The 14872-nt window shown below is 74.0% G+C and carries 14 protein-coding genes; 7 read left to right on the top strand and 7 right to left on the bottom strand.

The genetic code is table 11. The annotated features are described in order from the left end of the window. Nucleotides 1-71: 71 nt before the first annotated feature. From cobG to ACLJWH_RS21425, 3 genes are all read left to right on the top strand, one after another. A complete protein-coding gene (cobG, locus tag ACLJWH_RS21435) occupies nucleotides 72-1625 on the top strand; it encodes a precorrin-3B synthase (RefSeq protein ID WP_411143352.1) in 1554 nt (517 codons plus the stop codon). A gap of 64 nt (nucleotides 1626-1689) precedes the next feature. Next, entirely contained in the window at nucleotides 1690-2316 is a 627-nt protein-coding gene (locus ACLJWH_RS21430; RefSeq protein WP_052861114.1) for a precorrin-8X methylmutase, read from the top strand. Then, on the top strand, nucleotides 2313-3893 hold the full coding sequence (locus tag ACLJWH_RS21425) for a precorrin-2 C(20)-methyltransferase (RefSeq protein WP_411143351.1): 1581 nt from the start codon (nucleotides 2313-2315) through the stop codon (nucleotides 3891-3893). The genes ACLJWH_RS21430 and ACLJWH_RS21425 overlap by 4 nt, the downstream gene beginning before the upstream one ends. Before the next feature lie 3 nt (nucleotides 3894-3896). On the opposite strand, the gene ACLJWH_RS21420 is transcribed toward ACLJWH_RS21425, so the two are convergent. Genes ACLJWH_RS21420 through ACLJWH_RS21410 form a run of 3 tightly spaced genes read right to left on the bottom strand, consistent with a single transcriptional unit; the run spans nucleotide 3897 to nucleotide 5166 of the window. Then, the gene (locus ACLJWH_RS21420) at nucleotides 3897-4106 is read right to left on the bottom strand and encodes a DUF397 domain-containing protein (protein ID WP_411143350.1); all 210 of its coding nucleotides are present in this window, start codon (nucleotides 4104-4106) and stop codon (nucleotides 3897-3899) included. A gap of 17 nt (nucleotides 4107-4123) precedes the next feature. After that, the gene (locus ACLJWH_RS21415) at nucleotides 4124-4348 is read right to left on the bottom strand and encodes a DUF397 domain-containing protein (RefSeq protein ID WP_411143349.1); all 225 of its coding nucleotides are present in this window, start codon (nucleotides 4346-4348) and stop codon (nucleotides 4124-4126) included. After that, nucleotides 4345-5166, bottom strand: a complete 822-nt coding sequence (locus tag ACLJWH_RS21410) for a helix-turn-helix domain-containing protein (RefSeq protein WP_411143348.1) — start codon at nucleotides 5164-5166, stop codon at nucleotides 4345-4347. The genes ACLJWH_RS21415 and ACLJWH_RS21410 overlap by 4 nt, the downstream gene beginning before the upstream one ends. Nucleotides 5167-5363: 197 nt before the next feature. On the opposite strand from ACLJWH_RS21410, the gene ACLJWH_RS21405 reads away from it, so the two are divergent. Beyond that, complete coding sequence (locus tag ACLJWH_RS21405) at nucleotides 5364-5519, top strand: hypothetical protein (RefSeq protein ID WP_411143347.1); 156 nt, start codon at nucleotides 5364-5366, stop codon at nucleotides 5517-5519. A gap of 281 nt (nucleotides 5520-5800) precedes the next feature. On the opposite strand, the gene ACLJWH_RS21400 is transcribed toward ACLJWH_RS21405, so the two are convergent. Beyond that, on the bottom strand, nucleotides 5801-6592 hold the full coding sequence (locus ACLJWH_RS21400; RefSeq protein WP_411143346.1) for a cobalt-precorrin-6A reductase: 792 nt from the start codon (nucleotides 6590-6592) through the stop codon (nucleotides 5801-5803). Nucleotides 6593-6705: 113 nt separating this feature from the next. Between ACLJWH_RS21400 and ACLJWH_RS21395 the strand changes: the two genes are divergently transcribed. Further along, nucleotides 6706-7947, top strand: a complete 1242-nt coding sequence (locus tag ACLJWH_RS21395) for a cobalt-precorrin-5B (C(1))-methyltransferase (protein ID WP_411143345.1) — start codon at nucleotides 6706-6708, stop codon at nucleotides 7945-7947. A gap of 222 nt (nucleotides 7948-8169) precedes the next feature. Here the strand turns inward: ACLJWH_RS21395 and cobM are convergent, their stop codons facing one another. After that, nucleotides 8170-8985, bottom strand: coding sequence for a precorrin-4 C(11)-methyltransferase (gene cobM / locus ACLJWH_RS21390; protein WP_411143344.1), 816 nt, complete (start codon nucleotides 8983-8985; stop codon nucleotides 8170-8172). Further along, nucleotides 8982-10586: a precorrin-6Y C5,15-methyltransferase (decarboxylating) subunit CbiT gene (gene cbiT / locus ACLJWH_RS21385; protein WP_411143343.1), complete on the bottom strand. Its 1605-nt coding sequence runs from the start codon at nucleotides 10584-10586 to the stop codon at nucleotides 8982-8984. Before cbiT ends, cobM begins: the two co-directional genes overlap by 4 nt. A gap of 395 nt (nucleotides 10587-10981) precedes the next feature. Between cbiT and tsaD the strand changes: the two genes are divergently transcribed. Further along, the gene (gene tsaD, locus ACLJWH_RS21380; protein WP_411143342.1) at nucleotides 10982-12136 is read left to right on the top strand and encodes a tRNA (adenosine(37)-N6)-threonylcarbamoyltransferase complex transferase subunit TsaD; all 1155 of its coding nucleotides are present in this window, start codon (nucleotides 10982-10984) and stop codon (nucleotides 12134-12136) included. 303 nt (nucleotides 12137-12439) lie between these two features. Here the strand turns inward: tsaD and ACLJWH_RS21375 are convergent, their stop codons facing one another. Next, nucleotides 12440-13198, bottom strand: a complete 759-nt coding sequence (locus ACLJWH_RS21375) for a DeoR/GlpR family DNA-binding transcription regulator (protein ID WP_411143341.1) — start codon at nucleotides 13196-13198, stop codon at nucleotides 12440-12442. A 334-nt stretch (nucleotides 13199-13532) separates the two neighbouring features. On the opposite strand from ACLJWH_RS21375, the gene ACLJWH_RS21370 reads away from it, so the two are divergent. Next, nucleotides 13533-14672 carry an MFS transporter gene (locus ACLJWH_RS21370; RefSeq protein WP_411143519.1) on the top strand — a complete coding sequence of 380 codons (1140 nt, stop codon included), beginning with the start codon at nucleotides 13533-13535 and terminating at the stop codon, nucleotides 14670-14672. Nucleotides 14673-14872: the final 200 nt, after the last annotated feature.

The following is a 14872-nucleotide window of genomic DNA, read 5'->3' as shown; positions in this document are numbered from 1 at the left end:
CCGTCTCCCGGCTCCCGCACCCGGCCCGCCTCCGGGGTCCGCCGCCCCCCGACGTCGGTATGCTCGCCGCCATGCCGCCCTCCCCCTCGAATACGCCCCAAGCGGCCGAACCGCCCATACGGGACCGCGGTGACGCCTGCCCGGGAGCGCTGCGGCTGCACTCCGCCGCCGACGGCCGGCTCGCCCGAGTACGCCTGCCCGCCGGTGATTTGACGGTACGTCAGGCAACGGCGCTGGCCGACGCGGCCGAGCGGCTCGGTGACGGCCACCTCTCCCTCACCTCCCGCGGCAACGCGGAGCTCCGCGGCCTCCCGGACGACTGCGGCCAGGAGCTGGCCGGCGCGCTGCGCGCCGCCGGTCTGCTCCCCGCCGAACGCCACGAACGCATCCGCAACATCCTCGTCTCCCCGCTCGCCGGACTCGACCAGCACGCCCCCGCTGACGTGCGGTTGTGGGCCCGGCAGCTGGACGCCGCGCTCTGCGCGAGCGCCTGGACACCGGCCCTCTCCGGCCGGTTCCTCTTCGTCCTGGACGACGGCCGGGGCGATGTGGCGGCGCTCGGCGGCGATGTGACCTTGGTCGCAGAATCGGGCGTCGCGGGATCCGGGGTCGCGGAGACGGGTGCGGCGGGAGACCCGTGGGGGGCGGGTGCGGGAGGTACCGAGGGAGCCGAGGAAGCCGAGGGCTCCGGAGGCAGCCGCGGCGGTGCCCTGCTGTACGTCGGCGACGACCCGGCGGCGCTGCGGATCGCCGGGCAGGACGTACCGCGCGCCGCGCTCACCGCCGCCGCGGCCTTCCTCGCCGCCGCCGAGGCGAGCGGCACCGGCGCCTGGCGCGTCCGCGAACTCCCCGCCACCCACGCGCTGACCGCCCACGACACGGCGGCCCGGCTGCGGGCGGCGGGCATCGAAGCGGAGTACGTGACGGAGTCCGCCGCCGGGGCGCGGCCGCCCGGTCCCACGGCGGCGACAGGCGCGGACCGCACCGTCCCCGGCATCCCCGTCCCCGGCATCGTCGAAGGTCCCGGCGGCCGGCGGGCGCTCTCGCTGCTCGCGCCGCTGGGCCGGCTGACCGTCGCCCAGTGGCGCCTGCTGACCGCCGTCGCGGCCACCGACGGTACGGGCGAACTGCGGACGACCCCCTGGCGCGGCGTGCTCGTCCCCGGCCTGTCCGCCGCGACGGCCGCGCCCCGGCTGCGCGAGCTGGCCGCCGCCGGGCTCATCACCACCCCCGACTCCCCCTGGCACCGGATCGGCGCCTGCACCGGCCGCCCCGGCTGCGCCAAGTCCCGCGCCGACGTACGCGCCGACGCGGCGGCGGCCATCGGCACCACGGCCGCCGGTCCCGGCCTGCCCGTCCACTGGTCCGGGTGCGAGCGCCGCTGCGGCCATCCGCACGGGACCTGGGTGGACGTCCTGGCGACGGGCGAGGGCTACCGGGTGTCCGTCGCGGGTCCCGGAACGGCCGGACCCGCCACCGCCGCCCCCGTACCTGTACCCGTACTCCAGGTCCCCACCGTCATCACCACAGCGACTGCGGCCACGGTCGCGGCGGCGACGACGGCGGCGGCGGCGGCGGGGACAGCGGAACCACCCGCCGCACCCACCTCGCACGCGACCCCATAACCCACCCACCTCCCCCACTCCCACATCCACCTCCACTTCCATCCCACCCCACCCCGAGGGCACAGTGTTCGACTACGAGAAGGACGGGGCGGCGATCTACCGCCAGTCCTTTGCCACCATCCGCGCCGAGGCGGACCTCGCCGGGCTGCCCGCCGACGTCAGTCAGGTCGCGGTCCGCATGATCCACGCCTGCGGCATGGTCGACCTCGTACGCGACCTGGCCTTCACCCCCGAGGTGGTGGCGAACGCCCGCGCCGCGCTGCGCGCCGGCGCGCCGATCCTGTGCGACGCCAACATGGTCGCCAGCGGCGTCACCCGTAAGCGGCTGCCGGCCGGCAACGACGTGCTGTGCACGCTGACCGACCCGTCCGTACCGGACCTGGCCGCCCGGATGGGGACGACCCGCAGCGCCGCCGCGATGGAACTGTGGCGGGACCGGATGGCGGGCGCCGTGGTCGCCGTGGGCAACGCCCCCACCGCGCTCTTCCGCCTGCTGGAGATGATCGAGGAGGGCGCGCCGCGCCCCGCAGCGGTCATCGGTATCCCCGTCGGCTTCATCGGCGCGGCCGAGTCCAAGGACGCGCTCATCGCCCATCCGGCGCGGCTGGACCACATCGTGGTGCGCGGGCGGCGGGGCGGCAGCGCGATGGCCGCCGCCGCGATCAACGCCATAGCGAGCGAGGAAGAATGAGCGAGACCGTGAGCGAGCAGCAGGGCGCGGGGCAGCCCGGGGACGAGGCCGGAGGCCGTCTGTACGGGGTGGGGCTCGGCCCCGGCGACCCGTCGCTGATGACCCTGCGGGCCGTGCAGGTGATCGCCGAGGCCGATGTCATCGCGTACCACAGCGCCCGGCACGGCCGCTCGATCGCGCGCTCCATCGCCGCCGGACACCTCCGCGCCGACCACATCGAGGAAGCGCTGGTCTACCCGGTCACCACCGAGTCGACCGACCACCCCGGCGGCTACCGGGGCGCGCTGGACGAGTTCTACGAGGCGTCCGCGGCCCGGCTCGCCGCGCATCTCGACGCGGGCCGCACGGTCGCCGTCATCTCCGAGGGCGATCCGCTCTTCTACGGCTCGTACCAGCACATGCACAAGCGGCTGGCCGACCGCTATCCGACCGAGGTCATCCCCGGCGTCACCTCCGTCAGCGCCGCCGCGGCCCGCCTCGGCACCCCGCTCGTGGAGGCGGACGAGGTCCTGACGATCCTGCCCGGCACCCTGCCGGAGGAGGAGCTGACGGCTCGTCTCGCGGCCACCGACGCCGCCGTCGTGATGAAGCTCGGCCGCACCTTCCCCACCGTCCGGCGGGCGCTGGAACGCTCCGGCCGGATGCCGGAGGCGCGCTATGTCGAGCGCGCCACCATGGCCGGTGAACGCACCGACCGGCTCGCCGCCATCGACGCCGACTCCGTCCCGTACTTCTCCGTGGCCGTCGTCCCCAGCCGGATCGCCGGCCTGACCCCGGACCCGGCCACTGCGTCTACCCCTGCCCCTGCCGCGGCTCCCGAGGCCGGTCCCGGTGAGGTCGTGGTCGTCGGCACCGGTCCGGCCGGGCCCCTCTGGCTCACCCCGGAGTCGCGCGGCGCGCTGGCCGCCGCCGAGGACCTCGTCGGCTACACCACCTACCTGGACCGGGTGCCGGTACGCCCCGGCCAGCTCCGCCACGGCTCCGACAACAAGGTCGAGTCCGAACGCGCCGAACTCGCCCTCGACCTGGCCCGGCGCGGCCGCCGGGTGGCCGTGGTCTCCGGCGGCGACCCGGGCGTCTTCGCGATGGCCACCGCCGTCCTGGAGGTCGCCTCCCAGGACCCGTACCGGTCCGTCCCCGTACGCGTCCTGCCGGGCGTCACCGCCGCCAACGCCGCCGCGGCCCGCGCCGGCGCCCCGCTCGGCCACGACTACGCGGTCATCTCCCTCTCCGACCGCCTCAAGCCCTGGGAGGTCATCGCCGAACGCCTGCGCTCGGCGGTCGCCGCCGATCTGGTCCTCGCCCTCTACAACCCCGGCTCCCGCAGCCGCACCTGGCAGGTGGCCAAGGCCCGCGAACTCCTCCTGGAACACCGCGCCCCGGACACCCCGGTCGTCCTCGCCCGCGACGTCGGCGGCCCCGAGGAATCCGTCCGCACGGTCCACCTGACCGACCTCGACCCCACCCAGGTCGACATGCGCACGATCCTGCTGATCGGCTCCTCCCAGACCCAGGCGGTCCGCCGCGACGACGGCACGGAGATCGTCTGGACGCCGCGGCGGTACCCGGAGGCGTGAGGGTCAGGGGCGGCGGTCGGCCTTCAGATCGTTGACGAAGGCCGACCACGCCCCGGCGGGGAAGAGCAGCACGCCTGCTTCGGGGTTCTTGCTGTCGCGGACGGGGACCGCGCAGGGGAGGCCGTCGGCGATCTCGACGCAGTTGTCGGCCCCAGCGTCGCTGTAGCTGCTCTTGCGCCACGCGGCGCCGGCCAGGTCCAGTCTTACCGTCATGGCCTGTGCTCCCTCCATCAGCTGCCGGATGAATAGGGACGACGGTCGGCCTTCACCTCACTGATGAAGGCCGACCACGCCTCGACGGGGAAGAGCAGCACGTCCCCGCCGGGGTTCTTGCTGTCACGGACGGGGACGGTGGCGGGGTAACTGTCGGCGACCTCGATGCAGTTCGAGGCTCCGCCGTCGCTGTAGCTGCTCTTGCGCCACGCAGAGCCGGCCAGGTCGGGAAGTATCTTCATGGCTTGCTGTCCTCCACCAACTGCTGGATGAATGCTGCGGAATCGAGCGGCGAAAGGGCCAAGTCCCGAACGTATTCATAGGACATACGGTGTCTGGCGATCTTCTCCGGATCTTCGACCAGACCTCCGGACTTGTTGCCTTCAAGGTAGGCGACAGTGCTCCCGTCCGCTTTCCAGAGCAACGTGAGCGAGCCACCGAGCAGGTCGTGATCTCCAGCGGTGAACGGGAGCACCTGAATGGTGATGTTCCGTTCCTCGGATGCGTCCAGGAGGCGGACCAGCTGGTCGTGCCAGATCTTGCGGTCCGGCGTCGGGCGCCGCAGAGCTGACTCGTCGAGAAGGAACCGGAAGCTGGGCGGCGGGTCGCGGCGCAGCATCTCCTGCCTGCCCAGGCGAATGGCGACCAACTCCTCCAACCGCTCCGGGCCGATGGGCGCCGGCGACGAGGACATCACCGTCCGGGCGTACGCCTCCGTCTGAAGCAAACCGGGGATGTTCATCACATACTTGTGCATGATGACGGCCTTGGCCTCATGCTGCATGAACAGCTGGTACGTGTCCTTGAAGGCGTCCTGGCGCGCGAGCTTCCACAGTCCCGCCAACAGCCCCTCCGTGCCGTACACCCGGTCCAGCGCTTCCATGACCGGCAACTTCGAGATGCGGTCGCCGGTCTCCAATCGGTTCAGGTACGTACGGTCGTAGTTCGTGCCCTCGGCCAACTTCGCCAAAGACAGACCTGCCACTCTTCGCAACCGGCAGAGTTCACGGGCCAGCAACTCGTGCGCAAAATCCTCGATCACGAAATCTCGTTCGACCATCCTCAACTCCCTTGTTGTCCTGCACAGCGGCAACACCAACTGTGCATGGAGACCGGTCCTGATCCGCAACTCTAGGACTACATAAGGGCGTTAGCGGCCCAGTCAGGATACGAACCGAGCAGAGGCGAGAAATGGCGAATGAAGGCACCGCAGCCGGAAAGGTCCGAGAAGCCGAGGAGGCCCGTGATGAACTGCGTGTGACATTGAAGAGCGTAGGCGTCACGCTGCCATCCCTGTCCCTCGACGCGGTATCCCTGGCCGGGAATTACCCGCGGCCCCTCGTGGACCTGGGCCGTTGCGCGCCGGAGATCGCCCGTCAGCTCGCGGCGGCACTGCGTAAAAGCCCGACGTGAGCGGCATGCGCGACGTAAGTGGCGCGAGAGGCGAGACCGACGGCGCGAAATCCGACGATGCCCGAGCGGCAGAAGCTGCCCGACGCCTCGAAGAACTCAAGGAAAGAGTTCGCGAGGCCAATCGGCAGAGCGCCAATCGGCCTCGCTGAGCCACCGCAGCCGGTTACTCATGCTCAAACCGTCGCATTGATGTGATGGCGCCCGAGCCGACTCACCTCAACAGAGCTCAGTCCAGCTCACGGCAGCCCGGCACAGCCCACCTCGGCTCGGCTCGGCTCACCTCAGGCGAATAGGCGGCGCACCCAGTTCACGGCCTCCGCCGGATCCGTCGCGACCGGCACCCCCTCCGGGGCCGGGGGGCGGCGGACGAGGACGACCGGGATGCCCGCCTCGCGCGCCGCCGTCAGTTTCGGGGCGGTCGCGGCGGCGCCGCTGTCCTTGGTGACCAGGACGTCGATACGGTGGCGGCGCAGCAGCTCGCGTTCGCCGTCGAGAGTGAAGGGGCCCCGGTCGAGGAGGGTCCGCATCAGGGGCGGGTGCGGGGGCTCGGGTGCGTCCACGGAACGTACGAGGAACCAGAGGCCGCTCAGGTGCGCGAAGTGGGCCAGCCCCATCCGGCCGGTGGTGAGGAAGACGCGGGTGCCGAGGGCGGGGAGGGCGGCGGCCGCCTCGTCCAGGGACGTGACCTGGTGCCAGTCGTCGCCCGGACCCGGGACCCAGCCGGGCCTGCGGACGGCCAGCAGGGGAACATGGGCGGTAGCGGCGGCTTCGGCCGCGTTGTGACTGATCGTGCCGGCGAAAGGATGGGTGGCATCGATGAGCGCGTCCACCGCGTGCTCGCGCAGCCAGCGGGCGAGGCCCTCGGGGCCGCCGAACCCTCCGATGCGGACGTCCCCGGCGGGCAGCCGCGGCGCGGCGACCCGGCCGGCGAGGGAGGTCGTGACCTGCGGTGCGAGGGGCGACGCGACCAGGTCGGCGGCCAGGCGGCGGGCCTCCGTGGTGCCGCCGAGGATCAGCAGATGGGGCACCGGGCGCGGCGCGGGGCGGGACACCGGGCGGGCTGCGGCGTTCATGGGGTGCGGGGTCCTCGGTAACGGGTTCGGCAGTCGCGGGTGCGCCGGTCACGGAGGTACCGGCCGTCGGTGCTCCGGTCGCGGGTGCGTCCGTGGCGGTTGCGGGTGCGTCCGTGGCTGAGGCGCAACCGAAGGGTACGGGAGGGCGCAGCGCTCAGCTCGCGCACACCGGGCTGCGGCCCGGCTGGACGACCGGCGCCTGTGCGACGGCCGCGAGTACGGCCGCGTACACCGCGCTGCTGACCGGCGATTTCCCGGATCCGGTCACCATCACGCTGCCCAGGGGGCAGACACCCGCCTTCGCCCTCGCCGTGGAGGAGCTGGGGCCGGTGGAGGAGCTGGGGCTACCGAGCGAGTCGGGGCCACTGGGCGCGCCAGGGACGACGCGGGGACGGAGCACCGTACGGAGCGCCGTACGGAGCGCCATGGCAGGCGTGGTGAAGGACGCCGGGGATGATCCCGATGTGACGCATGGTGCGCTGATCCGCGCCCGGGTGCGGGCGCTGCCGGCCGGTTCCGGTGTGGTGTTCAAGGCGGGGCCGGGAGTGGGGACGGTCACGCGCCCCGGGCTGCCCCTGGACGTCGGGGAGCCCGCGATCAACCCCGTCCCCCGGCAGCTGATCCGCGAGCATCTGGCCGCGGTCGCCGCCCGCTGCGGCGGGAGCGGGGACGTCGAGGTCGAGATCTCGGTCGATCACGGTGCGGAGATCGCCCGGAGCACCTGGAATCCGCGGCTCGGCATCCTCGGCGGGCTGTCGATCCTGGGCACCACCGGGATCGTCGTCCCGTACTCCTGCTCCGCCTGGATCGACTCCATCCGGCGCGGGGTGGACGTGGCGCGGGCGGCGGGGCGGCGGCATGTGGCCGGGTGCACCGGTTCGACGTCGGAGAAGACGGTCGTCGCCCTCCACCACCTCCCCGAGGACGCGCTCCTGGACATGGGCGACTTCGCGGGCGCGGTGCTCAAGTACATCCGCCGCCACCCCGTCGACCGCCTCACCCTCTGCGGCGGCTTCGCCAAGCTGTCCAAGCTGGCGGCCGGGCATCTCGATCTGCACTCCGCGCGCTCCCAGGTGGACAAGGGCTTCCTCGCCGAACTGGCCCGCCGCGGCGGCGCCGAGGACTCCCTGGCCACCGCCGTCGCCGAGGCCAACACCGGCCTCGCGGCCCTCCAGCTCTGCGCGGCGGCCGGCGTCCCCCTCGGCGACCTGGTCGCCGCCACGGCCCGCGACGAGGCCCTCGCCGTACTCCGCGGCGCCCCCGTCGCGGTCGACGTCATCTGCATCGACCGGGCGGGGATGGTGGTGGGCCGGGCGGAGGCCCGGGGACCGGGAGGTCTGCGGGGCAACGCCTGAACGTGTTCCGCACACCGGGCGGCCCGGCGCCCCCTGCCGAGGACGCGGCCCGGCGCCCTCTGCCGAGGACGGCGGGCCCACAAGCCTCCGGCCCCGGCCCCGGCCTCGGCGTCCACATCGGCCGGTGGTCGGTACCCGGCAGGACGCCCGGCGGACCCTCCGGCCCCGGCATCCGCACCGGCCGCGGCCCGTCCCCGAGCGGGTGACGGGCACGTACGCGGTCTACGGGGCATCCACCGCCGACGCATCGGCCCGCGCGTCCCCCGCCGCCCCGCAAGCCCCCGCCCCCGCCGCGTGCGGGCGTTCGCGGTCGGTCGAGTAGAGGTGGCTGTCGCGGAACTGGGCGGCGGCGAGGGTGCGGCCGACCAGGATGACGGCCGTGCGGACGATGCCGGCCGCCTTCACCTGGGCGGCGATGTCGGCGAGGGTCCCGCGCAGGACCAGCTCGTCGGGGCGGGAGGCCATCGCGACGACGGCGGCCGGGCAGTCGGCTCCGTAGTGCGGCAGCAGTTCGTCGACCACCCGGTCCACGTACATCGCGGCCAGGTGCAGGACGAGCAGCGCGCCGCTGCGGCCGAGGGTGGCGAGGTCCTCGCCCTCGGGCATGGGGGTGGCGCGCTGGGCGACGCGGGTGAGGATGACGGTCTGGCCGACGGTCGGCACGGTCAGCTCGCGCTTGAGCGCGGCGGCCGCGGCGGCGAACGCCGGGACGCCCGGCACGACCTCGTACGGCACACCGGCCGCGTCCAGGCGGCGCATCTGTTCGGCGACGGCGCTGAAGACGGACGGGTCACCGGAGTGCAGCCGGGCGACGTCGTGGCCCTCCTCATGGGCCCGGACCACCTCCCCGGTGATCGTGTCGAGGTCCAGCTGCGCGGTATCGATGAGGCGGGCGCCGGGCGGGCACTCGGCGAGCAGTTCGCGCGGCACCAGGCTGCCCGCGTACAGGCAGACCCCGCAGGCGGCCAGGGTGCGGGCGCCGCGCACGGTGATCAGGTCGGCGGCGCCGGGGCCCGCCCCGATGAAATAGACGGTCATCGTGGGTCTTCGCTCTCGTGAGGGAGGGGGTTCGCGGGGAGGGGGTTCGCGGGGAGGGGGTTCGCGGGGAGGGGGGTGCGGGTCCGGGGCGTACCGGGCGGTTTGACCGCCGTCCACTGGGTGACCGGCATCGCCTGCCGCCAGCCGGTGAAGCCGCCGACCGGCACCGCGTGCGCGACGGCCAGCCGCACCAGTTCGCCGCCGTGCCGCCGGTACCAGTCGGCGAGCAGCGCCTCGGACTCCAGCGTCACCGTGTTGGCGACGATCCGGCCGCCCTCGGGCAGCGCGTCCCAGCACGCGGCCAGCAGGCCGGGAACGGTCAGCCCGCCGCCGATGAACACCGCGTCCGGCGTCGGCAGACCGTCCAGCGCCGCGGGCGCGCGCCCGGTGACGACGCGCAGCGCGGGGACGCCGAGCGCGCGGGCGTTACGGCCGATCCGCTCGGCCCGTACGGGATCGCGTTCGACGGTGACCGCCCGGCAGCCGCGGTGTGCACGCAGCCACTCGATGGCGATGGAGCCGGAGCCGCCGCCGATGTCCCACAGCAGTTCGCCGGGGGCGGGCGCCAGCGCGGCGAGGGTGGCGGCGCGGACATGGCGCTTGGTGAGCTGGCCGTCGTGCTCGTACGCCGCGTCGGGCAGCCCCGGCACGGCCGACAGCCGCAGCGTGCCGGGCTCCCGGACACAGTCCAGGGCGATGACGTTCAGCGGGTCGATGTCCGTCGCGGAGTGGTGGTGGGGGTGATCGTCGGCGTTCCCGGAGTGGACATGGGCCCAGTCCGCCGCCGTGCCCTCGGCGGTCCGCTCGCGGTCGCCGCCGAGCTGTTGCAGGACCCGCATCCGGGTCGGGCCGTAGCCGTGCGCGCGCAGCAGCGTCGCGACCTCGGCGGGGGTGCCGGCGCCCGCGGAGAGCACCAGCACCCGGCGGCCGTCGTAGAGGGCGGCGAGCAGGTTCTCGGCGGGCCGCCCGACGAGCGTGACGACCTCGGTCTCCTCCACCGGCCACCCGAGCCGGGCGCAGGCGTACGAGACGGAGGAGGGGTGCGGCAGCACCCGCAGCCCCGGGGAGGCCGGGGACGCCGGGGACGCCGGGGACGCCGGGAACGCCGGGGACGCTGGGAAGGCCGAGGAGGCAGCGGAAACCGGAGCGCGGGACGTCTTCGGCAGCGGCTCTGCCGACGCCTCGGTCGGCGCCTCGGTCGGCGCCTCCGCCGGTCCCTCCGCCAGTCCCTCCGTCAGCACCTCCCTCAGTCCCTCCGTCAGCACCTCCGTCAGCGTCCGCCCGATCCCGTAGAACATCGGGTCGCCGCTGGCCAGGACGGCAATCCTGCGGCCGGCGTGCGCGGCGAGCAGACCGGGGACGGCCGGGCGCAGCGGCGAGGGCCAGGAGACCCGTTCCCCGGCGCACTCCGCCGGCAGCAGCGCGAGCTGCCGCGCCCCGCCGATCAGCGTCTCGGCGGTGCGCAGCGCCTCCTGGGACGCGGCGGGCAGACCGTCCCAGCCGTCGGCCCCGATACCCACGACGGTCACCGCCGGCGGTACGGGGGCGGACGGTACGGAGGCGGGCGGTACGGACGGGGTGGGTCGGGCGGCGGGTGCCATCGGCCCGGACGGTGTCGTCGGCCCAGGTGGTGCGGGGGTCACTGCCGAATACCTCGGGAATCGCCGTACGAGTCGTACGAGCCGTACGCGCCGTAGAAGCCGTAGGAGAGTCGTAGAAGCCGTGCGGTCGTACGAATCAGGTGGACGGGGTCGGGTCCGAACTCTACTGACCGGCGCTGCCGACCGGACCGCCGCCGCCCCACCGGCCCCACCGGCCCCGGCAGAGCCCGGCCCGCCCCGGCACACTCCTTGTCGCCCAGCCTTATCGCTCAGCCTTGTCGCCCAGCCGCACCGCCCCACCGCCTAATTGCCCCACCGCCTTATTGCCTAGACTTCGCAATTACTGAATCCATGCAAGAAGACTGCCCAAGAAGACTGTGCAAGAAGGGACGCCGATGCCGACGAAGAAGTGGTCCGCGGGTTCGCCGCGGGGCCGGGCCACCGGCTCCGCGCGCGGGCGCACCACCGGCTCCCCGGTCGTGCTGGGTATCGAGTCCTCCTGTGACGAGACCGGCGCGGGCCTGGTGCGCGACGGGCGGCTGCTCGGGCACGCGCTGGCGTCGAGCATGGACGAGCACGCCCGGTTCGGCGGGGTCGTGCCGGAGATCGCCGCGCGCGCCCATGTGCACGCCCTGACGCCCGTGGTGCGCGAGGCCCTGGACGACGCGGGGCTGACGGCCGCCGACATCGGGGCGGTCGCGGTGACCACCGGTCCGGGGCTCTCCGGTGCGCTCCAGGTGGGGCTGGCCGGTGCGAAGGGGCTGGCGTACGCGCTCGGCGTCCCGCTGTACGGCGTCCACCACCTGGCCGGGCATGTCGCCGCCGACACCCTCGAACACGGCCCGCTGCCCGACCCCTGCATGGTGCTGATCGTCTCCGGCGGCCACACCTCGCTCCTGCTCGTACGCGATCTGGCCCGCGACCCGATCGTGCACCTCGGCGACACCCTGGACGACGCAGCCGGGGAGTGCTTCGACAAGGTCGCCCGGGTCTTCGGGCTGCCCTATCCGGGCGGCCCGGCCATCGACCGGACCGCGCGCGCGGGGGATCCGCGCGCGGTCCCCTTCCCCCGCCCGCTCACCACGGGCCCGCGCGAAAACCGCTTCACGTTCTCCTTCTCGGGCCTGAAGACCGCGGCGGCCCGCTGGGCGGAACGCCATCGCGCCGCCGGGCTGCCCCTCCCGCTCGCCGACGGCGCGGCCTCGCTCCAGGAGGCGGTCGCCGACGTCCTCACCCGCAAGGCGGTGGCCGCCTGCACCGAACACGGCGTAGGGACCCTGGTCGTGGTCGGCGGCGTGGCCGCCAACTCGCGGGTCCGCGCACTGGCCCAGGAACGCTGCGCCGCGGCCGGTATCACCCTGCGCGTACCGCCACTGCGGCTCTGCACCGACAACGGCGCGATGATCGCCGCCGTCGGCGACCTCCTGGTCCGCGCGGGCGCCGACCCGGCCCCGTTGGACGTCTCGATCGACCCGTCGGCGCCGCTGGAGTACGCGGCGCTCCACCCGGTGGCGCGGGGGCTGCACCCGGGGCCGCACCCGGTGCCGTAGGGGCCGCACCCGGCGGCGTAGGTGCCGGACCCGGCGGCGTGTGGCTGCCCCGCTGGCATGTGGCTGCCCCGCTGGCGTGCGGCTGCCCCGCTGGCGTGCGGCTGCCCCGCTGGCGTGCGGCTGCCCCGCTGAGGTGCGGGCTCCCCGAACACGGCGTCCGTGCCGAGGTGCGGGCTCCCCGGGCGCGGTGTCCGTGTCGAGGTGCGTGCTCCCCGAACACGGCGTCCCGCTGAGGAGCGGGCCCCCGAACACGGCGTCCCCGCGTCCCCGCTGAGGTGCGGGCTCCCCCGACACGGCGTCCGTCTACACCCGCCGTACCGCCACCCCCGCCGCGGTCAGGGCGTCCACGGCCTCGTCCGGCGCGGCCGTGTCGGTCACCACGACGTCGAGGGCGGTGGCGGCCGCGACGAAGGCCAGCGCCGTACGGGAGAGCTTCGCCGCGTCGGCGACCGCGATCACCCGGCGGGCCGAGGCCATCGCGGCGCGTTTGATCGCCGCGTCGGCCAGGTCGTACGCGGTCAGCCCGTCCCCCGCTGTCAGCCCGCAGCAGCCGATGACGGCGGTGTCGAAGCGCAGCGCGGCCAGTGATGCCTCGGCGAGCGGGCCGGTCACCGCCAGTTCGCCGGGCCGGGGCTCGCCGCCCGGCAGCAGCAGCTTGAGCGTGGGGGCACCGGCCAGGACGTTGGCGGCGTGCAGCGAGAGCGGCAGCGCGGTGAGCGGGCGGTCGCGCAGCGCCTTGGCGACCTCCAGGCAGGTCGTACCGCTGTCGATGAGGACGGACTCACCGTCGGCGATCTGCCCGGCCACCTCGGCGGCGATCCGCTCCTTGACGTCCAGGCCCTCCCGGACGCGCAGGGCGAACGGCGGCCCCTCACCGCGCAGTACGAGGCTTCTGGCGCCACCGCGGTAGCGCTCCAGTACGCCCTGTTCCGCCAGGTGCTCCAGATCGCGCCGGATGGTCATCTCCGAGGCGCCGGTGAGCGCGGCCAGTTCCGTGACGCTCAGCCGCTCGGACTCACGCAGGGCCTGGGTGATCAAAGTGAGCCGGTCAGTACTCGACATCCCCGCATACATCCCCGTATCGCACATCCATAACGTTCATAAGTCAAGCTAGCGAACATGATATGCGTTCGTTAGCCTCCGGAAGATGAACACTTCGGGTTCCCCTTCCCCCTCGCCCTCCTCCCCGTCCTCCTCCCCGTCTTCCTCGTCCTCCCCTTCCGGCCCCGCTCCCGCCACGGCCCCCGCCGCCCCGCCGGACCGCGACGGCCGTCCACCGACCGGACCACCGGCCGGACCACCGGCCGAGTCGCCGGCTGCCCCGCCGGACCGCAGGCTGCGCGCGGCCCGCCTGGCCACCTTCGGGTTCTTCGGGCTCAACGGCTTCGTCATGGGCATGTGGATCGTGCACATCCCGGCCATCGAGCACCGGACCGGCGTCACCCACGCCGTGCTGGGCTGGCTGCTGCTCTTCCTCGGCGGCGGCGCGTTCGCCGGGATGCAGCTCTGCGGCCCGCTCACCGACCGGTTCGGCAGCCACCGCGTCGTCCCCGCGGGCGGGCTGCTGTGCAGCGCCGCGCTCGTCCTGCCGGGCCTGGCCCAGGGGCCGTGGGCGCTGGCGGCGGCGCTGCTGGTACTGGGCTTCGGCAACGGCTGCCTGGACGTCGGCATGAACACCCACGCCGTCCATGTGGAGCGCCGGTACGGACGGCCCGTCATGTCCGCCTTCCACGCGGTGTTCTCCGTCGGCGGGGTGCTCGCCGCGCTGGTCGGCGCCCAAACGCTCAGCTGGGGCTGGAGCGTGCCCGTCACGCTGAGCTGTATCGCGGCTCTCGGCGTGGCCGTCACGCTGGTCACCACCACGGGGCTGCTGCGGCCGCGGACGGACGGCCCGGCCCCCGGGGGCGGGCCCGCGGACCAGAGCCTCGCCGAGGACGCGAACGGCCACGGAGACGGCGCCGCCGCCCTCGGCGGGAAGTCCGGCAAGCGCCGTACGCCCTCCCGCATCTGGGCGCTCGCCGTACTGGCACTGGCCCTGATGCTCTGCGAAGGCGTCGCGAACGACTGGAGCGCGCTGCACCTCCGGGACGTGCTGGACGCCCCGGCCGCGACGGCGGCGCTCGCCTACGGTGCCTTCGCCACGGCGATGACCGTCGGCAGGTTCGCCACCGACCGCGTCGTCACCCGGATCGGCCCGGTGCGCCTGGTCCGCTACGGCACGGCCCTGGCCGCCGCCGGACTCGTGGCCACCGCGCTCTCCCCGTGGATCCCCCTCGCGCTGGCCGGCTGGACGGTCTTCGGCATCGGCCTCTCCGGCTGCATCCCGCAGTTCTTCAGCGCCGCAGGCCACGCCGACGCGGGCGCCTCCGGGGCGAACGTCTCCCGGGTGGCCGGCCTGGGCTACCTCGGCGTGCTCGCCGGCCCCGCCGTCATCGGCCCGCTGACCCAGGCCGTCCCGCTCAACCTCACGTTCTTCCTGCCGGTGGCCCTGTGCGTCGTGGCGGCCTGCACGGCGGGGGTTGTCCGCGCGAAGTGAGCAACGCGCAGCAAACCACGTCACACCACGTCGGCCGGCGTTAAGCAAGCAGCACGGAGTGAACGACGTGTAGCAAAGGTGCGAAGTAAACCAACTCCCGCCGCCACTACGGGAGTCAACACGCCACAGGCAAGGTTTCCGCAAGGATGCGGCAAGCCTTTCGCCGGCCTCCCCGGGCATGACCCCCGCCAGCCGGCCGC

Origin of the sequence: Streptomyces sp. x-80 (assembly GCF_046549095.1) — a bacterium.
Lineage (GTDB): Bacteria > Actinomycetota > Actinomycetes > Streptomycetales > Streptomycetaceae > Streptomyces > Streptomyces celluloflavus.
The sequence above is the reverse complement of the archived record's forward strand: the minus strand, read 5'-3'. Positions and strand labels throughout refer to the sequence as shown.